Source organism: Rhodospirillales bacterium RIFCSPLOWO2_02_FULL_58_16, from assembly GCA_001830425.1.
GTDB lineage: Bacteria > Pseudomonadota > Alphaproteobacteria > Rhodospirillales > 2-02-FULL-58-16 > 2-02-FULL-58-16.
Window position 1 is genome coordinate 52,878 of the sequence record MIAA01000032.1, and the last position, 23,416, is coordinate 76,293.

19 protein-coding genes, 1 other RNA gene and 3 pseudogenes (2 of these 23 only partly in view) are annotated in these 23,416 nt (G+C 59.6%); 13 read left to right on the forward strand and 10 right to left on the reverse strand.

The window, feature by feature from the left end:
* Positions 1 to 609 (reverse strand): annotated as a pseudogene (locus A3H92_10485) (hypothetical protein) (it extends 340 nt beyond the left edge of the window).
* Between the two features lie 230 nt (positions 610 to 839).
* On the opposite strand from A3H92_10485, the gene A3H92_10490 reads away from it, so the two are divergent.
* The 8 genes from A3H92_10490 (at position 840) to A3H92_10525 (ending at position 8,984) form a co-directional block, all read left to right on the forward strand.
* Positions 840 to 1,379 (forward strand): alkylhydroperoxidase, encoded by a 540-nt coding sequence (locus A3H92_10490; GenBank protein ID OHC74524.1) that lies wholly within the window; start codon positions 840 to 842, stop codon positions 1,377 to 1,379.
* 113 nt (positions 1,380 to 1,492) lie between these two features.
* Positions 1,493 to 2,638: a hypothetical protein gene (locus A3H92_10495; protein ID OHC74478.1), complete on the forward strand. Its 1,146-nt coding sequence runs from the start codon at positions 1,493 to 1,495 to the stop codon at positions 2,636 to 2,638.
* Positions 2,639 to 2,693: 55 nt separating this feature from the next.
* Entirely contained in the window at positions 2,694 to 3,794 is a 1,101-nt protein-coding gene (locus tag A3H92_10500) for a 4-hydroxy-3-methylbut-2-en-1-yl diphosphate synthase (protein ID OHC74479.1), read from the forward strand.
* A 3-nt stretch (positions 3,795 to 3,797) separates the two neighbouring features.
* The gene (locus A3H92_10505; GenBank protein ID OHC74480.1) at positions 3,798 to 5,042 is read left to right on the forward strand and encodes a histidine--tRNA ligase; all 1,245 of its coding nucleotides are present in this window, start codon (positions 3,798 to 3,800) and stop codon (positions 5,040 to 5,042) included.
* Positions 5,043 to 5,125: 83 nt separating this feature from the next.
* Positions 5,126 to 6,343 (forward strand): glutamyl-tRNA reductase, encoded by a 1,218-nt coding sequence (locus A3H92_10510; protein ID OHC74525.1) that lies wholly within the window; start codon positions 5,126 to 5,128, stop codon positions 6,341 to 6,343.
* Entirely contained in the window at positions 6,340 to 7,413 is a 1,074-nt protein-coding gene (locus A3H92_10515; GenBank protein ID OHC74526.1) for a peptide chain release factor 1, read from the forward strand. Before A3H92_10510 ends, A3H92_10515 begins: the two co-directional genes overlap by 4 nt.
* Positions 7,410 to 8,258: a protein-(glutamine-N5) methyltransferase, release factor-specific gene (locus A3H92_10520; GenBank protein ID OHC74481.1), complete on the forward strand. Its 849-nt coding sequence runs from the start codon at positions 7,410 to 7,412 to the stop codon at positions 8,256 to 8,258. Before A3H92_10515 ends, A3H92_10520 begins: the two co-directional genes overlap by 4 nt.
* 228 nt (positions 8,259 to 8,486) lie before the next feature.
* A complete protein-coding gene (locus A3H92_10525) occupies positions 8,487 to 8,984 on the forward strand; it encodes a hypothetical protein (protein OHC74482.1) in 498 nt (165 codons plus the stop codon).
* Positions 8,985 to 9,179: 195 nt separating this feature from the next.
* On the opposite strand, the gene A3H92_10530 is transcribed toward A3H92_10525, so the two are convergent.
* Together A3H92_10530 and A3H92_10535 are read right to left on the reverse strand one after the other, a co-directional pair.
* Positions 9,180 to 12,296, reverse strand: a complete 3,117-nt coding sequence (locus tag A3H92_10530; protein ID OHC74483.1) for an acriflavine resistance protein B — start codon at positions 12,294 to 12,296, stop codon at positions 9,180 to 9,182.
* Positions 12,293 to 13,339, reverse strand: a pseudogene (locus A3H92_10535) (hypothetical protein). The gene A3H92_10530 and the pseudogene A3H92_10535 overlap by 4 nt, the downstream one beginning before the upstream one ends.
* Before the next feature lie 218 nt (positions 13,340 to 13,557).
* Here A3H92_10535 and A3H92_10540 point away from each other — a divergent pair.
* Together A3H92_10540 and A3H92_10545 are read left to right on the forward strand one after the other, a co-directional pair.
* The gene (locus A3H92_10540; GenBank protein ID OHC74484.1) at positions 13,558 to 14,316 is read left to right on the forward strand and encodes a precorrin-4 C(11)-methyltransferase; all 759 of its coding nucleotides are present in this window, start codon (positions 13,558 to 13,560) and stop codon (positions 14,314 to 14,316) included.
* A 133-nt stretch (positions 14,317 to 14,449) separates the two neighbouring features.
* Positions 14,450 to 14,896 (forward strand): hypothetical protein, encoded by a 447-nt coding sequence (locus tag A3H92_10545; GenBank protein OHC74485.1) that lies wholly within the window; start codon positions 14,450 to 14,452, stop codon positions 14,894 to 14,896.
* Here A3H92_10545 and A3H92_10550 read toward each other — a convergent pair.
* Both A3H92_10550 and A3H92_10555 read right to left on the reverse strand, forming a co-directional pair.
* Positions 14,893 to 15,429 (reverse strand): 2'-5' RNA ligase, encoded by a 537-nt coding sequence (locus A3H92_10550; protein ID OHC74486.1) that lies wholly within the window; start codon positions 15,427 to 15,429, stop codon positions 14,893 to 14,895. The two genes, A3H92_10545 and A3H92_10550, sit on opposite strands and share 4 nt — an antisense overlap.
* A 1-nt stretch (position 15,430) precedes the next feature.
* Positions 15,431 to 16,549, reverse strand: a complete 1,119-nt coding sequence (locus A3H92_10555) for a hypothetical protein (protein ID OHC74487.1) — start codon at positions 16,547 to 16,549, stop codon at positions 15,431 to 15,433.
* Between the two features lie 153 nt (positions 16,550 to 16,702).
* Here A3H92_10555 and A3H92_10560 point away from each other — a divergent pair, with 153 nt between their 5' ends.
* Positions 16,703 to 17,944 (forward strand): hypothetical protein, encoded by a 1,242-nt coding sequence (locus tag A3H92_10560; protein OHC74488.1) that lies wholly within the window; start codon positions 16,703 to 16,705, stop codon positions 17,942 to 17,944.
* Here A3H92_10560 and A3H92_10565 read toward each other — a convergent pair.
* The 5 genes from A3H92_10565 to A3H92_10585 form a co-directional block, all read right to left on the reverse strand.
* On the reverse strand, positions 17,941 to 19,509 hold the full coding sequence (locus A3H92_10565) for a DNA polymerase III subunit gamma/tau (GenBank protein ID OHC74489.1): 1,569 nt from the start codon (positions 19,507 to 19,509) through the stop codon (positions 17,941 to 17,943). The two genes, A3H92_10560 and A3H92_10565, sit on opposite strands and share 4 nt — an antisense overlap.
* Before the next feature lie 78 nt (positions 19,510 to 19,587).
* Positions 19,588 to 19,685: signal recognition particle sRNA small type (gene ffs / locus A3H92_10570), an RNA gene on the reverse strand.
* A gap of 47 nt (positions 19,686 to 19,732) precedes the next feature.
* Positions 19,733 to 20,557: a hypothetical protein gene (locus tag A3H92_10575; protein OHC74490.1), complete on the reverse strand. Its 825-nt coding sequence runs from the start codon at positions 20,555 to 20,557 to the stop codon at positions 19,733 to 19,735.
* Positions 20,558 to 20,780: 223 nt separating this feature from the next.
* Positions 20,781 to 21,635, reverse strand: coding sequence for a prephenate dehydratase (locus A3H92_10580; protein ID OHC74491.1), 855 nt, complete (start codon positions 21,633 to 21,635; stop codon positions 20,781 to 20,783).
* Positions 21,635 to 22,402, reverse strand: a complete 768-nt coding sequence (locus A3H92_10585) for a 3-deoxy-manno-octulosonate cytidylyltransferase (GenBank protein ID OHC74527.1) — start codon at positions 22,400 to 22,402, stop codon at positions 21,635 to 21,637. Before A3H92_10585 ends, A3H92_10580 begins: the two co-directional genes overlap by 1 nt.
* Before the next feature lie 104 nt (positions 22,403 to 22,506).
* On the opposite strand from A3H92_10585, the gene A3H92_10590 reads away from it, so the two are divergent.
* Together A3H92_10590 and A3H92_10595 are read left to right on the forward strand one after the other, a co-directional pair.
* Complete coding sequence (locus tag A3H92_10590) at positions 22,507 to 22,989, forward strand: hypothetical protein (GenBank protein OHC74492.1); 483 nt, start codon at positions 22,507 to 22,509, stop codon at positions 22,987 to 22,989.
* A gap of 2 nt (positions 22,990 to 22,991) precedes the next feature.
* Positions 22,992 to 23,416, forward strand: a pseudogene (locus tag A3H92_10595) (histidinol phosphate phosphatase) (it continues 283 nt past the right edge of the window).

Consider the following 23,416-nt stretch of genomic DNA (forward strand, 5'->3'; position numbering starts at 1 on the left):
CGAGACCAGCAGCGAACCGCCGGCCTTGGCCGCCATATCACAGGCGGCGCGCCCCAATTCGCGGGCCATGGAATTGGTGAATGTGCGGCGCTTGGTGGAGCCGCCGACGATCAGGGCGATCCATGGGCGGGGCAGGGCCTGGAAGCGCTCTTTCCACTCTTCGGCCGCCTCGGCGAGCGATGCCGTGGTGATGCGGTGGGGCGCGCCGGTGATGGTCATCAGGTTGGGACGCGGAGACAGGTTATCGTGGCCGGGAACGGCGATCAGATCAAACTCATCGGCGCCGCTGTCTCCCGGATACATGATTTGCGCCAGAAAGGTTTCGGCGCCGTTAAGTTTCTTGATGTTGCGGGCTATCGGCGCGGAGCGCCGTCCCGCCGAAATCACCACATCCGGCCACGGCGGCGTCAGATTGGCGCGGCTGCGGGCGCTAAGTCCGCCGAATGAGGCGCCGATGACGAAGTTGGGCAGCGCCGCAACGGGCGTGTACTCCAGGTTACGGATTTCGAAGCGTCGCCCCAGCGCCTCGGCGACGCCCAGGCACTGGCTTTTATTGCCGGCGCGGTCGTCGATCAAAGCCCATACCAAAAGGTCGTTTCCGTCAGCCATAAGCAGCGTTATACCAAAAGAGCGGAATATTGTAATGCCGATGGCCATAAAGAATGACTCTAAAAAATCCTCCCCCTTGCTTCAAGGGGGAGGTCAGGAGGGGGTAAGAGTAACCTCCCCTTAACCCCTCCTTCGTAAGGAGGGGAAAGTGCCGGGGCTGCCAATGGTCAATGATTAAAGCCGATGGTATAACTTTGTTGCGTTCCCTTAAAACGCCGGGAGATTCAAAGATGCGCATCCAAGCCAAGCCCATAAATGCCTACCCCTGGTTCATCAGATTGTTCTTCTGGAAACAAAGGCTCACCTACGGCAAGGTGCTGGACCCCGGCCTGTTGTGGGGGCGCTCGCCGCCGGTGTTCGCCGCCGTCGCCCTGCTGTACGGGGCGCTGAACCGCAACGGCTCGCCGCTGGATAAAGTCTTGCGTTCACTGGTGACGGTCAGAGTGTCCCAGATCAACCACTGCCCCTTCTGCGTCGATATCAACACAAAGACCTTGATTGATCGCGGCGCGTCCATGGACAAGGTGGAAGCCCTGGATAACTGGCGCGAAAGCCTGCTGTTTGACGAGATTGAGCGCATCGCCCTGGAGTACGCCGAAGCCGTTACCTACTCAGACCGAGAGGTGGACGACGCCCTGTTCGCCCGCGTCAGGCAATGTTTCGGCGACGACGGAGCGGTGGAGCTGAGCGCCCTGATCGCCTTCCAGAATTTATCCAGTAAATTCAACTGCGCCCTCGACGTTCCGCCTCAGGGGTTCTGCAAGATTTAGCATTTTGTAGTGATAATTTAAGTTTTATATGTTTCAGTCTTGATATTTCTCAATAATTGTTCAAGATATCGGTGTTTTTTTCATAATAATGACGGCAGTGGAAAACTTGATCGGTGTTCAGCAAAAACCAGCCTCCCTTGAATAAGGAATACGAGGCCGCACAATCCAACAGGCACGGCGTCGGCGCCTTGCTCCAGGCTTCGCGGTTGAGGTGCGGCAAGAATCTGCACGACATAGCGCATATACTGCGCATTCGTTACCTTTATCTTGAGGCTATCGAGGAAGAACGGTTCCAGGACCTTCCCGGAATCACCTATGCCATCGGGTTCATCCGCACCTACGCCGATCACCTGGGCCTTGACAGCGAAGAGGTGGTTCGTCGCTTCAAGGCCGAGGCCGAGAGCAAGGGCGCAAAACGCAAGAACGATCTGTTTTTCCCCATACCTTTGCCGGAAAGCGATATTCCCGGCGGCGCTATCTTGTTCATGGCGGTGCTGGTAGCGGTATTGGCCTATGGCGGATGGTACGTCAATTCATCCAAAGACGGCTTTTTTGCCGAGTTGATTTCGCCCATTCCCGGTCATCTCAACCCGCTGACGCCGGAAGAAGATGATCCGAAGGCGACGGATTCGTCGTCCCTTACTTCTTATCCCCAGGGAACGGCCTATGCGTCCGATACCGTGGTTACATCCGGAAGCGCGGCGAGTGAAGTAACGCCGTCGGCGGACCCGGCAACTCAGCCGGCGCCGGAATCGAACCAAACCGCCGCCCCGCCCGCCCTGCCGGCAACGGAAGCTCCGGCAACGGAAAAGCCCATTGCCGATGCCGCCGGCAACACGACGCCCGATGCTCCGGCTCCGGCGCCGTCGGAAGACGCCCCCCAGGCAAAGATGGAAAATGCCGTAACCGAGCCGCAGTTGGCGGCTCTTCCCGGCAAGGCCTCTCCGGCCATCGAGGAAAAAATTTACGGCGCCAAAGAAGGTGACTCGCGGATTTTGTTACGCGCCAAAAAAAGCAGTTGGATTCAGGTCCGCGACGACAATTCCAAGCAGTTGCTGCTTACCCGGCTGCTTAAAAGCGGCGACAGCTACCGCGTTCCTGACCGTCCGGGACTGAGGCTGCTGGCCGGCGACGCCGGCGCTTTGGAAATATTGATCGACGGCAAGCCCGCGCCGTCCCTTGGGGCGGCGGGCGCGGTCCTCCGTAATGTGGCTCTGGATGTTGACCGGTTGCGCGAGGGCAAGGCTGTTGCCGAATAGTGCTCCAAGCCTGCGCCCTCCCATTATAATTCTTGAACAACATTAAGAGCCATACATGAGCGCCCGGCCATACAAAGATATTCAGCGCCGTCAAAGCCGCAAGATTTATGTCGGCAGTGTTCCCGTCGGCGGCGACGCGCCCATCAGCGTACAGTCGATGACCAATACATTGACCGCCGATGCGCGAGCCACCATTGCCCAGGTGCGGGCTTTGGAGGCTGTCGGCGCCGATATCGTCAGGGTTTCCTGCCCCGACAAGGAATCGACCGCCGCCCTGAAGGAAATAATCCGCCTGGTTAAGGTTCCCATCATCGCCGATATCCATTTTCATCACCGTCGCGCTATCGAGGCCGCCGAGGCCGGAGCGGCGTGTCTGCGCATCAATCCGGGCAATATCGGATCAAACGAGCGGGTGCGCGAGGTGGTCCGGGCGGCCAAGGATCACGGATGTTCCATGCGCATCGGCGTTAATGCCGGCAGTCTGGAGAGCGAGCTGCTTGAAAAATACGGTGAGCCTTGCCCGGAAGCGATGGTTGAAAGCGCGTTGAATCACGCCCGCATCCTTGAGGACAACGATTTTTTCAATTTCAAGATCAGCGTCAAGGCCTCCAATGTATTTCTCGCCGTCGCCGCTTACCGCGCCTTGGCCGAGGCCTGTGACTATCCGCTGCACCTGGGCATTACCGAGGCCGGGGGGCTGAGGGCGGGAACCGTCATTTCCTCTATCGGCCTCGGGGCGCTTCTTTGGCTGGGAATCGGCGACACCATCCGCGTCTCCCTTTCCGCCGATCCGGTGGAGGAGGTCAAGGTCGGGTTTGATATTCTGAAAGGCCTGGACCTGCGTCATCGCGGAGTGCGGGTGATCGCCTGTCCGACATGCGCCCGCCAGGGATTCGACGTTATAGGAACGGTGTCCGCCGTCGAGGAGCGCCTTTCCCATATTGAGGTTCCGATGTCGCTCTCCATCATCGGCTGCGTGGTCAACGGTCCCGGCGAAGCGAGTGAAACCGACTTCGGCATCACCGGCGGCGGCGGCGGCCTGCACATGGTTTACGTTGACGGTTCCACCGACCACAAGATCGGCAGTGAGGAGCTTATCGATCATATCGTCGATCTGGTCGAGCGCCGGGCTTGTGAGATAAAGGCGGCGAACTAGGCCATGTCTTCCCTCAAGCCCGTTCGCGGCGCCCATGATATCCTTCCCGAGGAAAGCCCGAAGTATCGGCTGGTCGAGAATATCGCCCATGAAATCGCTTCGCGCTACGGGTTCAAGGAAATCTCTACGCCTATCTTTGAGTCTACCGAGGTTTTTGCCCGCACCCTCGGCGATACCTCGGATATCGTTACCAAGGAGATGTATACGTTTAATGACCGGGGCGGCGACTCAATCACTTTGCGTCCCGAAAATACCGCCGGAGTAGCCCGCGCCCTGATCTCAAACGGGCTGGCGCAGCAATTGCCGCTCAAGCTGTTTTATCGGGGGCCGATGTTCCGCTACGAGCGCCCCCAGAAGGGCCGTCTTCGTCAGTTCCATCAGGTCGGCGTTGAACTGCTGGGCGTTTCCCAGGTATTGGCCGATATCGAGGTCATTGCCCTCGGCGCTCACTTCCTTAAAGCGCTGGGCGTCGCCGACAAGACGACGCTGGAGTTGAACACGCTCGGCGACGGCGAAAGCCGCGCCGCCTACCGGGACAAGCTGGTTGAATATCTGAAGGGCCGCAAGGGGGAATTGTCCAAGGAAAGCCTCGAACGCCTGGAGCGCAATCCGCTTCGCATCCTGGATTCCAAAGACCGGGGCGACCGCGCCGTCATTGCCGAGGCCCCGCTCATCGCCGGCAGCCTGAACCTTGAATCAAGACTTATGTTTGATGAATTGCGCAAAGGGCTGGATGCCGCCGGCGTCGCCTACGCCGTCAACCCGCATCTGGTGCGCGGCCTTGATTATTACTGCCATGCGGCTTTTGAATTCACCACCGGGGAACTGGGCGCCCAAGGGGCCGTCCTCGCCGGCGGACGGTATGACGGGTTGATCAAACAGATGGGAGGGCCGGCGACTCCGGGGACCGGCTGGGCCGCCGGCGTGGAACGCCTGACCATGCTGATCGGCGAAATGGCGGAACCGCGACGTCCCATCGCTGTCGTGCCGATCGGCGACGGCCAGACCGGACAGGCTCTCGCCCTTACCCAGCAATTGCGTCAGGCCGGGCTGACCATCGACCTGGGATATTCCGGCAACATGGAAAAGCGGATGAAACGCGCCAACAAGGTCAACGCATGCGCCGCCGTTATCCTGGGCGAGGACGAATTGTCCCGCAACGCGGCGACCGTGCGCAACATGAAAACGGGCGAACAGGTGGAAGTGCTTTTGCCGTCACTGCCGGACCACCTTACCCGCTATAATTAGCGATGTCCCGAGAATCCCCCCCCTTTTTTTCCTCCTCGAACGGACGACCGTTGATCGTCGGCGCCAACCATCGTTCCAGTTCGATGATGCTGCGTGATCGTCTTTTCGTCGAAGATTCGGCGGCGCCGGCTTTTCTTGAGCGATTGCGTCAGGCCGGCATAGAACAGGCCATGATTCTTTCCACATGTGACCGCGTCGAGGTGCAGGCGATTGCCGCCGTCGATGACGGTCAGGAAAAGAGCATCATTCGGGTCATGGCCGAACACGCGCAACTGAAGCCCGGCGACATCAACGATCAGATATATATTCTCCGGGGTGAGGACGCCGTGCGTCATGTCTTTACCGTCACCTCGTCCTTGGACAGCCTTATGATCGGCGAGCCTCAGGTTCTGGGACAGGTCAAGGCCGGTCACCGGATGGCGCGGGACGCCGACATGAGCGGCAGCGAACTGGAATCGCTTCTTCAGGCGGCGTTCGCCGTCGCCAAGCAGGTGCGCAGCGAAACCGCCATCGGCCAGCGGCCCGTTTCCATGGCCGCCGTGGCGGCGCAGCTCGCCGGCGATGTCCACGGCGATTTATCCCGTTGCTCGGGTCTGCTGATCGGCAGCGGCGACATGGGAGAACTGGTGGCCGGCGCTCTGATTTCCGCCGGCTTGGTCCATCTGACGGCGACACACCCCGTCGCCTCCCGTGGCGAGGCCGTGGCCCGGACCCTGGATTGCCATCTTGCTCCCTTTGAGAATCTCCCGGAGGAGCTGGTAAAAGCCGACATCATCCTGACCTCCGTGGGCGGGCGCAATCATGTGCTGAACGCCGACCTGATCGAGGCGAGTCTGCGCAAGCGGCGCTTCAAGCCGATGTTCATGGTCGATACCGGCGTTCCCGGCGATGTGGACCCGGCGGTGAACCGTATCGAAGAAGTCTTTCTTTATGATCTCAGCGACCTGGAAAGGGTGGCGATGGAAGGCCGCGCTTCACGGGAGTCCGAGGTCAGCAAGGCGATGAACATTATCAATGCCGAGGTCGCTCTTTTTATGCGGGGAAGGGCCGAGCGCACGGCGGCGCCGGCCGTGTGTCTGCTTCGTGCGCATTTTGAAAAAGTACGCGACGGCGCCTTGGCCGACGCCGGTGGCGATGCTGAAAAGGCGACTCATCTGTTGATTAACCGGCTTCTCCATGATCCCTCAAAAGCGATGCGCGAAATAGCTACGATGACCGATGAAAAAGCCGACGGGTGGGAAGCCGTCGAGAGTACGCTTCGGCGCCTGTTCAATCTTCATGATAATGAGCCGCCATGTTGAATCTGGAAGAAAACTTGAACCGCGTCGTCGCCAGACATGAAGAGTTGGCCCACATTATGGCTAACCAGGGATCAGCCAAAGTTCATGATTATGCGCGGCTGTCCAAGGAATACGCTGATCTGGCGCCGATGGTCGAAGCGATACGCCGACTGCGCAAGGCCGAGAACGAAATGAAGGACCTGGCGGCGCTGATCGCCGATCCTGACGGCGACCGTGAGATGCAGTCTCTGGCGGAGGAGGAATTCTTCGCGATCAAGAACCAAATTCCCGACCTGGAGCACAAGATAAAATTTTTGTTGTTGCCCAAGGATGAGGCCGATGAAAGAAATGCCATCCTGGAAATACGCGCCGGCACCGGCGGCGAGGAGGCGGCCCTGTTCGCCGCCGATCTTTTCCGCATGTACCAGCACTACGCCGAGGCGCGGAAATGGAAGTTTGAATTGATGGCTCTGAACGATACCGGCATCGGCGGTTATAAAGAGGCCATTGTTTCGGTTTCCGGCCGCAATGTGTTTGAGCGTCTGAAGTTCGAGTCCGGCGTCCATCGGGTGCAGCGGGTGCCGACCACCGAATCCGGCGGGCGCATCCATACCTCGGCGGCGACGGTGGCGGTGCTGCCCGAGGCCGAGGAGGTGGATATTCAGATCGCTACCCAGGATTTGCGCATAGATGTCTACCGCTCCAGCGGACCCGGCGGACAATCGGTCAACACCACCGACAGCGCCGTGCGCATTACCCATCTGCCCAGCGGTCTCGTCGTCACCTGCCAGGATGAAAAGTCCCAGCACAAAAACAAGGCGAAAGGCCTGAAAGTCCTGCGGGCGCGCCTTTATGAGATGGAGCGCTCGAAACTGGCCGCCGAGCGGGCCGATGCGCGCAAGAACCAGATAGGATCAGGCGACCGTTCCGAGCGCATTCGCACCTACAATTTTCCTCAAGGGCGGGTGACCGATCATCGCATCAACCTGACCCTCCACAAGCTCCCTCAGATCATGAACGGCGATCTGGATGACTTGATCGACGCCCTGGCCGCCGATGATCAGGCCGGCCGTCTGGCGCAATTGTCGTGACCAACGCAGGCGAGGCTTTTGAGGAGGCCTGCCGACGCCTTAAACTTGCCGGCATTGCCGAAGCGAGGCTGGAGGCTCGGGTAATGATAGGCAATGCGCTCGGCGTTGACGGGACGGTAGTGCTGGGACGGCCCGCCGCCGACATCAGCGCCGGCGAGAAAGATCGTCTGAAAGCCATAGTGGAACGGCGCGTCCGCCGTGAGCCGCTGGCCCTAATACTGGGAAATCGTGAATTCTGGAGCCTGTCCTTTCGCGTAACCGAAGACACCCTCATTCCCCGCCCCGATTCGGAAACCATAATCGAGGCGGCGCTGGCGTGGGCGAGCGAACGCAATGACGTTGCCGATATTCTCGATCTTGGAACCGGGAGCGGCTGTCTGCTGTTATCCCTGCTTTACGAATTAAAGAACGCGCGCGGTCTGGGCGTGGACATCAGCGCCGCCGCCCTCAAGGTCGCTGCTGAAAACGCCCGCGCCCTGGGGCTGGATGATCGGGCGCGGTTCGCAAAAGGAAATTGGGGAGACGGCCTGAGGGAATCTTTTGACATGATCGTCATAAACCCGCCGTATATTCCCGAAGGCGATATTGCCGGACTGGCGCCTGAAGTTTCCTTGTTCGAGCCTCGCCTCGCCCTCTCGGGGGGAGCCGACGGACTGGACTGTTATCGCGCCGTCATTCCATGGTTGCCGCGATTGCTTAAATCCTCAGGACGGGTTTTCATCGAGGCCGGCAAAGGACAGTTTCCGGCGGTGGCCGACCTCCTCGAAAAACACGGATTACGGCCCGTTGACTTCATAAAAGACCTGTCGGGAATTGAACGATGCGTCACGGCCTCCGGCGAATAAGAAAATTAAATTAAAAAAAGAGTTGGAAAACAAACGGTTCCCGGTTAGTTTTTACCTAGAGGGTGGCCTGATTAGGCTGTGAGGGCATGCGCCGAGCGGCGCCGTTGTGCGCCCTTTTCCTCTAAAGCAGTTGTCACGCAAGGCTATCAAGATTGTTCGCACTGACTGCGGTTGCGGTTTGGTATGTGCGTAAATCAAAAAATTATGTAAACAAACAACACAGGCGCCATGAAACACAATCCCAATCCCAATCGGGGCCGCCCTCGCGGTAACGGCAAGCGGAACCCCTCGTCCAAGAACCAGAGCTTTGAAAGCACAGGCTCCGACAACAAGATACGCGGCACGGCTCAACAGCTCCTTGACAAGTATTTGGCTCTGGGCCGCGACGCTTATTCGTCCGGAGATCGGGTGGCTTCGGAAAACTACTTCCAGTACGCCGATCATTACTATCGTATCGTTAACGCCAATAACGAAGCCGAAGGACAAAGCGGCCAAGGCCAGCAAGGCCAACAAAATCAGCAGAGCCAACAAGGTCAGCAGGGCCAAGGTCGGGATCGTGACCAGGGCCGCGCCGGACGTGAAAACAGGGGAGGCTCCGACAAACCCCCTCACGGTCAGGCAAGTGACCAGACGGCAAATCCCCCCGCTCCGGACTGTCAACCGGTCGCCGCCAAGGCGGAGCCTAAACAAGAGATCGCGCCCAAGACCGAACCGGTCTCCGCCTGAGGCATATTTTATACCAATGGTCATTGATATTGACCATTGACGTCACGCATACGCCAAATCGTCTTGGCCGGACTTGATCCGGCCATCCACGTCTTTTTTTCTCGCCGTTTTCGTACCCGGAAGACGTGGATGCACGGGTCAAGCCCGTGCATGACAGAGAGGGTTGTTTCGAGTCATCGTCAATGGCCGCTGGTTTTACTCCCCGGCCGGCGCGGGCGCCGGCTGTTCGATCTCGACGGCGTTGCCGGATAAAAGCCGCTGTAATTTATCGAGGTAAAGATAGATAACCGGCGTAAGAAAAAGCGTGATGACCTGCGACACGATTAGGCCGCCGACAACGGTAATGCCGAGCGGCGAGCGGGCTTCCGCTCCCGAACCGAAACCGAACGCAATCGGCAGCGCTCCGGCAAGCGCGGCAAAAGTGGTCATCATGATCGGTCTGAAGCGCAATAAACAGGCTTCATAAATCGCCGTTTCCGGGTCTTTGCCCCCGGCGCGTTGCCCCTGCAAGGCGAAGTCGATCATCATAATCGCATTCTTTTTGACAATGCCGATCAGCATCACGACGCCGACGAAGGAATAGAGCGTCAAAGGCATGCCGAAGATCAGCAGCGCCAGCAAGGCGCCAAGCCCGGCGGCGGGCAGACCGGAAAGAATGGTCAGGGGATGAAGGAAGCTCTCGTAGAGAATGCCGAGCACGAGATACACCACAACGACCGCCAGAAACAGCAGCATTCCCATGTTTTTGAGGGAGGATTCAAAGGCCGCCGCCGTGCCGCCGAAGCGCGTGGAAATCGACGCCGGAAACTGAATGCGCCGCTCAAGATCGCGGATTTGGTCAATCGCCGTTCCTAACGAAACTTCGGGGGCGAGATTGAACGACAGCGTCACCGCCGGAAGCTGGCCCTGGTGATTGATCGTCAACGGCGCCACTTGCCTGGTTACCGTCGTCACAACATCAAGCCTGATCTGTTTGCCGTTATTGGCGGTGACGTAGAGCCTTGATAATCCGCCGGCGTCGTGTTGATACTCGGGACTGATTTCAAGAACGACCGCGAATTGATTGGATAAAGTATAAATCGTCGATATCTTGCGCGAGCCGAAAGCCGCAGAGAGAACGGCTTCAATGCGTTGCGCGTCAACGCCGAGAGCCGCCGCCCGGTCGCGATCAATCTTTACCAGCACCGACGGACTCTTGACCCTCAGATCGCTGGTAACGTCCTGAAATCCCGGCAGGCTGCGCAATTCCGACTCTAAAACGGCGGACCACTCGTACAGATTTCCCAGGTCCAGATCCTGCAACGTGTATTGATACGCGGCGTTGCTCACCCGACCCCCGACCTGGATCGACGGAGGGTTCACGACGAAGGCGCGTATTCCGGGAACCGTGTTCAGGTCTTTCCGAAGTTTCTGAACGATTTTGTTGATGTCTTTTTCCGGACGCTGATTGCGGGACTTGAGAAGTAAAAACAAAAATCCCTGATTGTTGGCGCTGGAAACCCCCGACGATCCGGCGCGCTCCATCACCGTGGCGACGTTGGGGTTTTTCGTCGCCAAAGCCGCCACCTGTCGCTGGTATGCGACCAGCGCGTCAAAGGAGGCGTCATCGCCCGCCTCGGTGCGCACCATCAGGCGACCGCTGTCCTCCGCCGGAAGGAAGTCTTTTTGAATCACCGTATAGAGGTAAACCGAGAGGAGAATGGTCGCGATAAAGGACAGAAACACCATGAAGCGATGCCTCAAACACCAGCGAAGGACCGTCGCATAACCATTCAGCATGGCGCCGAAGGCCGCTTCGCTCCAGTGGAACAATCGTCCGTGAACGGCATGCCTGTCGCCGTGGAGAAAACGAGAACACATCATCGGCGTCAAGGTCAAAGACACCACTCCTGAAACCAGAACGGCGGTGACAATGGTCAAGGCGAATTCGTTCAGCAGCCGTCCGAGCATCCCCCCCATGAAAATGATCGGGATAAAGGCGGCGACCAGCGAAACCGTCATCGACAGGATCGTAAACCCGACCTCACGCGAGCCGACCAGCGCCGCCTGGACTCCGGACAATCCCTTTTCCCGATGGCGGACGATATTTTCGAGCATGACGATGGCGTCATCGACGACGAACCCGACCGCCAGCGTCAGCGCCATCAACGAAAGATTATTCAAACTGAACCCGAGAAGGTACATGACGCTGAAGGCGCCGATCACCGAGATCGGCAAGGCGACCGAGGCAATCATCGTCGCCGTCAGATTGCGCAGAAACAGGGATATCACCATCACGACAAGACCGGCCGCAAGCATGAGGGTAAATTCCACATCCTTGATCGAATTTCTGATCCCGATGGAACGGTCATACATGACCTCCAGCTTGATCGCCGCCGGAATTTGCAGCCGGAGCTGGGGCATAGCCGCCTTGATTTCGTCAACGATCTTGACGGTGTTCGATCCCGGCTGCCGGTAGACAGCCATCAACATGCCCTGCTCGTTGCCGAAATAGGTCGTGGACTTGCGTTCTTCGACATCATCGATCGCCTTCCCGATGTCCTTGATCCGCACCGGGGCGCCGCCGTGATAGGTGACGATCAGATTATTGTAATCCGCCGCGCCGTTCAGCTTGCCGGTCGTCTTGATTGACGCCTCCTGACTCGCGCCTTCAATCACGCCGGTCGGCATGTTGCTGTTGCCGGCCCTTACCGCCTTTTCCACGTCCGTCAGACTGAGGTTGCGCGTCACCAGAGCGCCGGGATCGATCTGAATGCGAACGGCGTAGCGCTGCCGTCCCCAAAACTGCACCTGGGCGACGCCGTCTATGGTTGATACCTGCTGCTGCAAAACCGTTTCCGCGTAATCGTTAATCGTCGAGATCGGCAGGAACGGCGAGCTGAGCCGCAAATAGAAAATAGCGGAATTAGCCGGATTTCTTTTGCTCAATGACGGCGCGTCCGGCATGTCGTCGGGCAGGCTGCGCTGCGCCGCCGATATGGCGGTCTGGGTATCCAGCGCCGCCGCGTCGATATCCCGGTCCAGATCAAACTCCAGCGTTATCCGCGTCGTGCCGAGGCCGCTGATCGATGTCATCTTGCGAATGCCGGCGACCTGCGAGAATTGATTTTCCAGCGGCATGGCCACCGACGCCGCCATTGTTTCGGGACTCGCCCCCGGCAAACCGGCGGAAACTTCAATGACCGGAAAATCGACGTTAGGCAATTCGGCGATGGGCAGGAATCGATAAGAGATGATTCCGAACAGGATGATCGCCGCCATAAGCAGCGTCGTCATTACCGGTCTTTGTATGCATATCTCAGGGACGTTCATGGCGCCATCTTTTGGGGATCAACCAATATATCGGGAACAAGCCTTAGCTGGCCGTCGGTTACGACCGTCTCTCCGGCCTTGACGCCCGAGGCGATTACCGTATCATCGCCGTCATTGACGCCGGGCGTGACGGCGCGCAATTCAACCGAATTATCGGCCTTAACGACCCATATAAAGTGTCCCTTTTGATTGATCTGAACGGCGCGGGACGGCGTCAGCACGGCGTTTTCGAGAGTCGACATCAGGATTCGCGCCCGTGCGAATTGGCCCGGCGTCAGCCGTTCGTCTTCGTTATCGAATGTCGCCAGGAGCTGGACGGTTCCCGTCGAAGCATCAACTTCGTTATTGACGAAAAACAGCTTGCCGCTCGTGGCCGTCATCGTGCTTGCCTGCGTCGAGACATCCACCGTCAACTGATCTGCGGCCATGCGCCGGCGCAATTCATCGACAAATTGTTCCGGCACGCTGAAAGACACATAAACAGGCTTGATTTCGGTAATCACCAGCAACGGCTGAACATCATTCGGCGCCACGATGTTGCCGGGGGTGATCAGAATGCTGCCGACGCGCCCGTCAATGGGGGAACGGATAGTCGCGTAATCAAGGTTGAGCTTGGCCAATTCGACCACCGCTTCGGTCGCCCGAATGGTGGCTGCGGAGGTGTCAACGAGAGTCAAGGTGTCTTCCAGCAGAACTTTCGGCGAATAACCTTTGGCCGACAGGCCGGTCAATCGGGCCACGTCGGCGACGGCTTTGGCGTGGGTGGCGCGGTCGCGGGCCAGAATGGCCTCGACCTCTTTCAGTCGGGCCTTGAGAGGGCGCGGATCAAGGCGGAAAAGTTCATCGCCCTTGTGAACGGTCTGCCCCTCCTCGACCAAAGCCTCAAACAACTGGCCTTCGATTCTTGATTTTATGGCTACGGTTGACCGCGCCTTGACGGTTCCCACGCCGTCCAGATAGATTGGCACCGTGCGCTCAACCGCTATGGCGATTCTGACCGGCGCCGGAGGCTCGGCTTTTTTAGCGCTCTTGCCCGACGTTGAAGACGAATCCCCAAAAAAGGAAGGCCTCCAGGACGTAGGCGCAAAAAAAACCGCCGCGACGAATGAAATCAACGCTAAAGCGCCGAGGGTGCGTCCGGACATATGCTTTCCCAACAAGGCGGCCTCAAATGATATGGCGCGCCGCCGATATTTACTCCATTTGAACTATTTTCGCTATAGCCGTCGTTTGGGAATTTTATGACTTCGGGACAAAATCCATGACCGTTCACTTTATCGGCGCCGGGCCGGGAGCGCCGGATTTGATTACCGTTCGCGGACTGGAGTTTATCCGGCGTTGCCCGGTGGTGCTCTACACCGGCTCATTGGTGCCGCACGCGGTGATTGCCGAGGCCGCCGCCACGGCCCGCGTCATTGATACCGCGCCGCTTAATCTGGATCAGATCATCGCCGAGATGGCCGCCGCCGAAGACAAGGGCCTGGACGTGGCCCGCGTTCATTCGGGCGATCCTTCTTTGTACGGCGCCGTTGCCGAACAAATGCGAAGGCTGGATGAACTGGCCATTGCCTACGACATAACGCCGGGGGTCCCCGCCTATTGCGCCGCCGCCGCCGCCCTGAAGCGCGAACTGACGGCGCCCGGCGTTTCCCAGACCGTGGTTCTTACCCGCACCGCCGTCAAAAGCTCGGCCATGCCCGAGGGCGAGGATTTGGCGACTCTGGGCCGAAGCGGCGCTACCCTGGTCATTCACCTGTCGGCGGCCAATCTGGCCAAGGTGACGGATGAGTTATCCCCGATCTACGGCGGAGACTGCCCGGCGGCGGTGGTCTACCGGGCGAGTTGGCCCGATGAAAAGATCATTCGCGGAACCCTCGCCGATATCCGCTCCAAGGCGAAGGCGGCGGGCATTACCCGCACCGCCCTGATCATGGTCGGCCGCGCCCTGGAGGCGTCCGGATTTGACGACAGCCGCCTTTATCACCCCGACTGCCGACACTCCCACCGGCCCAAGAAGTAGTAGGTTGCTACCGCGCAGGAACGCGCCGATAGTAGCCATGCGTAGACTGCATAACAGTGCTTCCGCAATGCCTCTGGCTAATTGCCGAGCGATTCCTTACTCATGCCTAAACCTCATTATATGGAATCCACGAATGTTGCAGCACATCATTCCCGACGTCGTCAGGAATCAAAACGTACAATCTCTTTCGCCGGACGACACTGCCTTGCAGGCGGCGAGAACAATGACCGAGAACAACATTTCAGCAATTATCGTCACCAACGGCGGAAAACTGGCCGGCATCGTCACCGAACGGGATTTAACGCAGCGGATTATTTCCAGGGGCCTTGACCCGAAAAATACCCGCATCAAGGATTTTATGACGACGGGAATCATTTCCATATCGCCGGATGACACCGCTTTGGACGCATTAGAAATAATGAACAAGAACGGCTATCGCCACCTGCCGGTTCTCGACGGCGATAAAATTATCGGCATCGTTTCGGCGCGAGACCTCTATGCCGCCGTCAAATTGAGTCTGGAAGGCGATATCGACGAGACGACCGAATATATGTTCGGCTGCACCCGTTACACGAACTAGCCGATTAACGGATATTCGGCCAATGCCGAATAAACGGCGCCGTTGTCGGTCAAGCAACTCTGAAACAAGGTGAAGCGGTCAATCGGCAGCGGGCCGGCGGCGAAGCCGTTGTTGGCGGCGATAAAGGCGCCGGCAATGCTCGGCGCTCCGCCCTTGAAACGGGCCAGGGTAACGTGAGGCTTGAACTTATGGCCCCCTGGTTGTTGACCGGAGCGGACGACGGCGGATTCTACTTTTTCGTGGAGGCGGATAAGAATCTCGTTTTTTTCCACCCCGGCCCACAGTGATCGCACCTTGCGGTTCGATCCGAAATAATCAACGCCGCTCAATCTTATCTCGAAAGCCGGCGACTTTATCTCCGCCAGATTCATGTCGATGTATTCGGCCTGAACATTATCCGCTTCGCCGATAAAGCGCAGTGTGACGTGCATGTTTTCGGGGCTTACCCGGTGAGCACCGGGAATGCCGACGCTCAAACCGGCGATCATGCGGCTTACCTCAAGAGGCAGGGCGATGCCGACAAAAAGGCGCATCTTACAAAAACAGCGCCAGCACGCCGGTATGCGAGTACAGACGACTGTTGGAAATCTCGCCGCCGGCGAAGAACCCGACCAAGGGGAAATCGCCCAGCACTTCGCGGATCACTCCCGTCTCGCCGCCTTCGTCGCCGAACGCGGAAGGGCCGCGAGCGACGCACGAGAAATAGACGCCGCCCTTAGGTTTGCCGCTGATGCGGCGCTTAAGCCTCTCCAGCATAACGCGCATGTCATCGCGGACGGTATTCTCATCGCGGCGCACGAACATGATGCGCTCGCCGGAATGGACATTGCAGCCGATGGCCAGCCAGCCGCGCACGGAATCAATGCCGATCAGGTTGCGCACCATGTAGTCGCCGGTATCCGATCCCTCGATCAGAATCGCCGCATGAATAATCCCCGGAATATGGGTCATCTCGTCGTCGATGACGCCGGCGGCGTCTTCCCTGAAAACGTCAAGCGCCCGCCGCCCGTCAAGCCCGATAAGAACATTGTCAAGGCAGTCGGAAATTATATGGCTGCCGGCGACGGGAACGCATCCCTGGCTGAGGCCGGTAATCACTTCCACGTCAGGCGAGAACAGCGCTCCGGAGACGCCGCCGCCGGTGACTCTGCCCGCCACCTGATGACATGAATCCGCCCTTGACGAGGTCATGCCGCCGACGAGAAACCCCGAAGTGGCTTCGGCCAACTGTTTTATCAGGTCGCCCATGTTGTCGTTATTGGGGTCGCCGTGAATGATGCCGAACTTGGGGTACATTCGCCCGATCCAATCCTTGGCATGGTTGGAAAGTTCGTCAATGCTTTCAGAAAAAGAGGGGAACACGCAAACGCTGTCTTCGGGCAGGGTCGCCGCCATCACCACCATCGCCGGACGCTCGAAGTATTCCTTGCTTCCGGCGCAAATGCCCATGGCGGAGCCGCCGACCCAGCACCCGATCCCGGTCTTCTGGCGCAAATAGGTAAGAATCGAGGAAAAATCCTCCGCCAGTTCATCGGTAATATAAACGAACCCGAGATTGGCGGTTTCGACCTCCTTGCCCAGGCCGTCGGCGCACTCCTTGGCGGCGTGCGCCCAATCCTCGGCAATAGTGTGAGCGATCTTGAACGGCGGCATCTTGTGGTTCCCTGTCGGCGGACGGTGCGATACTCCCACGCCGTCATTATACAGGCGTCATGGGCGTTGCCCAAGGCATATCCTGATTAACCGAATGTTGAGGGTTGGCGCGGCCTAATGTTCTCACTGTAATTTATGGGTTGAGCGTCAGGCATGAACCTGAATTGGGGAAAAACGGCGTCGGCGTTTCTGGGGCCGGGGATATTGCTGGCCGTCGGCCTGTGGATGGCGACGCCTCACGGCGGATTCAGGGCGCCGACGGCGACGGCTGTTATTCCTCTGGCCCCTTATCTGGTCGCCGTTCCCGGAGCCTTGATGGCCTTGTGGTTCAATCAGGGCCGCGCCGCGTTCATGCTGGCGGTGTTGATGCTGGCGCATGGGACTTTAAGCGCCCTGACGCCGGGAACGCCGGGAACGGGCGCCGACGGTCAGGTGATTTACGCGGCGCTGTGCGTGGCCGTGCCCGTCAATATCGTTGTTTTCTCCCTGCTTGCCGAGCGCGGAGCATTAACCATTCATGGCCTCACCCGCGCCTCGGCAATCCTGATCCAGGCGGCAGCGGTTACGGTTGTTTACGGAGCCGGCCCGGAGGCGCAAAAGACGGCGGCGGATATTTTGCACATCCGTCTGCTTAATCCCGATTTCGACGCCTGGACTCATATCACCCAGCCCGGCATATTTGCCTTCGCCGTGGCCGCCCTGATCCTGGGGGGGCGGCTGGCGATAACGCGGAGCAACCTGGACGGCGGCGCGTTGGGCGCCATGATCGCTTCGGCCCTGGCCCTGCACATGATCGGCAGGGGCGGGGCGACGGCGGTATTCCTCACCGTGGCGGCGCTGATGACGGCGCTGGCGGTGGTCAAGGACGCCTACCGCATGGCCTTCATCGACGAATTGACCGGCCTGCCGGCGCGGCGCGCCCTGGCGGCGGCGATGAAGAACCTGAACGGTCGCTACGCCATCGCCATGCTGGACGTTGACCACTTCAAAAAGTTTAACGATACGCATGGTCATGACGTAGGCGATCAGGTGTTGCAGATGGTGGCCTCCAAGCTGGGCGCGGTCACCGGCGGAGGCCGCTCGTTCCGTTACGGCGGCGAGGAATTCACCGTGCTGTTTCCCGGCAAGACCGTAGACGAGGCCTGGGATCATCTGGAAAAACTGAGGGAAAACGTCGCCGCCGGCCGCTTTACCCTGCGCGACAAGAACAGGCCCAGGCAAAAGCCCGAAGCCCCGCGCCGCCGAAAAGTCGGAGTCAATGAGATCGGCGTCAATATCTCCATCGGCGTCGCCGAAAAGAGAGCTTCGCTGAACACTGCCGACGCCGTAATAAAAGCCGCCGACAAGGCTCTCTACAAGGCCAAGGAAAACGGCCGCAATCAAGTCAGCCGCTAATTTCCCCCGCCGTCGATCTCGCGCACCTGATTGATGACGGCGCCGGGAAAGGTTTGCATGATTTTTCTGACCAGCGGATGTTCGGCGGCGTCGGCCTTGGTTCTGGCGACGGCAGCCTCGCCTTGCTGGTGCATGGTGGCGTCGCCCGGTTGATTGGACACCGACACCATCCAGCGGCGGGCCGTGTTGTCGTTGAGAAAAGCGCAAAGGCGGTGCGCCAGACTCGAGTCCGCATGCTCGGTCGGGCTGAACTCGATGCGACCGGGACAGAAGCTGACCAGATGCACGTTGCTGATCAGGTTGGCGTGAAGGATCATCTCGCCTTTTTTCTCGGTAAGCGCCACCACCTCGTCGAAGGAGACCGGATCAGCGACGCCGCTCGAAGACGAAGCCGGAGCCGGAGCCGGAGCGGACGCGGCAGGCGCGTCTCCGCCTTTCTTTAACGCCTTTATCGCCTCCTCCGGCGTCGGCAGATCGGAACTATAGGCGAGACGGACCAGAATCATTTCCGCCGCTTGCAGAGGACTGGGCGCGTTGCGCGTCTCGGCCAACCCCTTAAGCAGCATCTGCCAGGCCCGGGCCAGCGCCGCCATGGACAGGCCCAAGGCCATTTCCTTGCCGCGCACCCGCTCCATTTCGGGGATGGCGAGATCATCGGCGGCTTGCGGCGTCACCTTGACGCGGGTCAGCCAATGACTCAATTCCAGCATGTCTTCCAGCACCTGGGCGGGGTCGGCGCCGGCCGTATACTGCTGCGATAAAAGTTCCAGCGCTTTGGCGACTTCGCCCTTGAACACGGCCTCGATCATCAGGAAGGTTTGACTGCGATCAGCCAGACCCAGCATGGCGCGCACCTGCTTTTCGTCGGCCTCGCCGCCGGTGTGGGCAATGGCCTGATCGAGCAGGCTGAGGCCGTCGCGCACGCTGCCGTCGGCGGCCCGGGCGATAAGAGCGATAGCGCCCCCGGAAATTTTGGCCCCTTCCTTTTCAGCGACAGCGGCGAAATGAGCGGCAAGGGTTTCGCTGTCGACGCGGCGCAGATCAAACCGCTGGCAGCGGGAGAGCACGGTTACCGGCACCTTGCGAATCTCGGTGGTGGCGAAGATGAACTTGACGTGCTCCGGCGGCTCTTCCAGGGTTTTCAGCAACGCATTGAAGGCGTTCTTGGACAGCATGTGCACTTCGTCGATGATGTAAACCTTGTAGTGGGCGGAAGTGGGCCGGTAGCGCACTCCCTCGATCAATTCGCGGATGTCGTCAACGCCGGTGCGGCTGGCGGCGTCCATCTCGATGACGTCGGGATGGCGGTCCTCGGCGATGTCGCGGCAATGGCCGCAAAGGCCGCACGGCTCGGAGGTCGGGCCGCCGGTTCCGTCGGGGCCGACGCAATTCAGCGCCCGGGCGATGATCCGCGCCGTTGTCGTCTTGCCGACGCCGCGAACGCCGGTGAGGATGAAGGCGTGAGCCAGCCTTCCCGATAAAATGGCGTTGGTCAGCGTCCTCACCATCGCCTGCTGGCCGATCAGTTCCGCGAAGTTGACGGGGCGATACTTGCGGGCCAGCACCCGGTACTGTCCGGACTCTCGCGGAGGGGTTAGGGGCGCTTCGGACATCGGGCAACCGGATCAAATCAGGAAAAGAAGGTGAGAGACCGGACTAACGACCCAAGCAAAACCTCGTTACGGCTGCTTCCTTCCGGACCTGACCGGATTGGCGAGTAGCCTGTCCGTTGCCGGCCTCTCGCCTCCATTATAGCAGTCCGGCTGAACAAGGCTATCCCCGGTTTTTTTATCTAAACTCCTCGGGGTTATCAAAGACGATAACGCCGTCATTTTCGTCCTCGGCGGAGGTTCTTTCAACCGGCTCGGCAGGCGCCGGTTCGGCGCCGTCGCCGTCAGGCAGGCCGGGGCCGGCATCCTCGGGAGTCGGTTCGGCGCCCTCGCCGTCGAACAGGCCGGGGCCGGAATCCTTGGACGTCGGTTTGGCGCCCTCGCCGTCGAACAGGCTCGGGCCGGCGTCTTCCGGCGCCGGTTTGGCGTCCCCGTCGGGAGTTCCCCTGGTCTGTTCAAGCGTGGAGGGCGCGGCCTGGGTGTGAGGAAGCGGTTTGATGTAATAAGACTTGTACGGCTCGATGACGAAAACGCCGACGGCGGAAGCGACGGCAACCCGCGAAATCAAAAGAGAGGAGTCTTCAAAATCATAGCGGCCGTCCTGCACCGGCATCAGCCGCACCTCTACCGTTGTTCGAGCGGGCAAAGTGATCGCATCGATGCAGTTGTCCTTTTCCACCTTGTCGCCGATAGTGACGCTTTCCAGGGCGACGGAACGGAAGAACTCGCTGGAGCGGATGATGTGCCGGCTGTTATCGCCGTTGGTGATGCGCAACACGGTGGGGCTGTTTTCCAGCAGGGTGACGATCATCGGCTCGAACATATTCTGGCGAATTCTCAAGTTTACGGGCCACGCCGTCGCCCAGTCCACGCCGTCAAGGCGTTCGCCGTGATCGGCGACGCAGCCTATGGCAAAGAACTCCGCGCCCCCGTCCATTACCGCGCACGACGACAGCGCCGCCATTGCGGCGGCGGAAAAAAACAGGCGTCTTGCCGTTGTCATTGTAATAATTCCGTCTCCGCCTCGCCTGCGCACAACAAAAGCGAAGCGCCGACTTTACGCGGCGCTCCCGAAGCCCAGAGCATGAAAAAAATACCAAGCAATCACACGGCGACCAAGCGAAACATGGAAATGATCAAAGAAACGGTGACTTTCCTAGTGTCTCAACGCCCGCCGGTGGAGGCCTGAAACGACGGTTGCGACTGATTTTCGGCGAATCCGATAATCAGCCGACGCTCTCCAGACGGAAAGGATGAGCCGGATAGACGCCGAGAATGTTCACCTCGTGGGTGAAAAACGCCAACTCCTCAAGGGCCAGCGCCACGTTGCGATGCTCGGGATGGCCGTCGACATCGGCGTAGAACTGGGCGGCGTTAAAATGGCCGCCGACCAGATAGCTCTCCAGCTTGGTCATGTTGACGACGTTGGTGGCAAAGCCGCCCAGCGCCTTGTAAAGAGCCGCCGGCACGTTGCGCACGCGGAAGACAAAGCTGGTGATGATCGGTCCCGCTTCGGAATCGGGAATCAGCGGCTCGGCGGCCATGATCAGAAAGCGCGTAGTGTTATGTTCGGCGTCCTCAATATCGGCCTTCAGCGATATCAGGCCGTTCAGTTGCCCGGCCAGTTCGGAAGCAATTGCCGCTTGCGTGGGGTCGGCCTTGGCCGCCACTTCCGCCGCCGCGCCGGCGGTATCGAGGTGGACCACCGGCTCGATGCCCAGCTCACGGATCAGGTTGCGGCATTGGCCGAGGGCGTGGATATGGCTGTGGACGTGGGTAATGCCGCCGACGGCCGAACCTTTGACGGCCAGCAAGTGATGATTCACCCTCTGGAAGTGCTCGCCGATGATGTGCAGCCTTGATCCCGGCAACAGGTGGTGGATGTCGGCGACCCGCCCGGCCACCGAGTTGTCGATGGGAATCATCGCCAGCGCCGCCTTGCCGTCATGCACGGCAGCGAAGGCGTCGTCAAAGGCGCGGCACGGCAATGTCTTCATTTCGGGGTGGACGACGCGGCACGCAAGGTCCGAGTAAGCGCCGTAAGCGCCCTGGAAAGCGATGATATTTTCGGCGGCTGACATTATTTAATGCCTTGTTTCGCAAGCGCTTCGCGGGCGCGCTCCAGATCGGCGGGAGTATCGACGCCGAGAGGATGCGTGTCAACGAGGGCGGCATCGATGCGCATGCCGTTCTCCAGCGCCCGCAACTGCTCCAGACGTTCGCAGCCCTCCAGCACTCCCGGCTTAAGGCCGACGAAACGAATCAACGCTTCGCGACGGAAGGCGTAGATGCCGATATGGCAGTAATGGGGGCCGCCGCCGTAAGGAATGACCGAGCGGCTGAAATAAAGGGCGCGTCCGGTGACGGCGCCGGGCGCAATCGACAGCGCCGCCTTGACCGTATTGGGATCATTCAATTCCGCAGGCGAGCGGATAATGCAGGCCAGGGTGGCGATGTCCACGCCGCCGTCGTCCAACGGCATAAGCGCGGCCCGCACCGCCCCCGGATCAATGTTCGGAAGATCGCCTTGAAGATTAACCACGGCGTCGTGACGACCATCGGGGTCGGCCTCGGCCAGAGCCTCAAACACCCGGTCGGAACCGGAAACATGATCGATGCGGGTGAGGACGGCGCGACCGCCGGCCGCCGCGACCGCCTCGGCGATCTCGTTTTCGGCGCAAGCCACAACGACCGGCCCGATATCGGCCTTTACGGCGCGCCGCCAAACATGAACAATCATCGGCTCGCCGTGGATATCGGCCAGCGGTTTGCCGGGAAGACGAACGGACGCCATGCGCGCCGGCACGATGACGATAGGGTTTCGGGGCTTGCTGATTGCGGTTCTCATGTAAATCATGTTTTGTAATGCGGTGATTGAACGGGGCCGGAAAATAGATATTATCACGGCGGCAACGCCTTTCTTTGTATGCGACAAGATGAAAGAACAAGCAAGTGAGCTTCGTCAGTTCGAGCCACATCCTGGATTTCTGTCGCGGGCTTGACAGTGAACGCCGCGTCTCGTGCCAGGCCATTCACTACTGGACCGAAGTCAAAGGCCACGACAGGCTTCCCCGCCTCAAGGCGATCAACTTCACCGATGTCCCGGAACTGCGCGACAACCTGTTTACCGTCGCCACCGGCAACGGCGGCGGGCGCTTTATCGTCTTGAGCTACGGCAAGGTGCTCCGTGACGTTTGCGGCGAAGACCCGCGCGGGCAAACCCTTTACGAGGCCTTGCCCGAGCCGCTGAACGGCAGCGCCGTTGAATGTTGCGTCACCGCCATCGACACCCACCAGCCGATGATCGGCGCAGGCACCCTGATTCTGGAAAACAACCGCGAAATCATGTACCGCATGATCATCCTGCCGCTCAGCGATGACGGAAAGGCGGTAGACCACCTGATCGGCGCCCTCAGCTTTCGCGTTATGGAATGATCATGGCCGATTCCCGGCTTGACGAGTTCATCGAATGGGCCGGGCGAATGGCCGACGCTGCGGCCCCGGTCGCCATGAAGTACTTCCGCAGCGGCGTCGCCATCGACCGCAAGGCCGATCTAAGCCCGGTCACCGCCGCCGACCGGGAAGCCGAATCCGCCATGCGCGCCGTTATCGGGGAAGCCTTTCCCGACCACGGCGTCATCGGCGAGGAACACGGCAAGATACGCGCCGACGCCGAATATGTATGGGTGCTGGACCCCATCGACGGCACTAAATCATTCGTCACCGGCAAGCCCCTGTTCGGCACATTGATCGCCCTGACCAGGAACGGGAAACCCATCGTCGGCGTTATTGACATGCCGGCCCTGAAGGAGCGGTGGACGGGCGCCGAGGGCCGCCCCACCCTGTACAATGACCGGCCGGT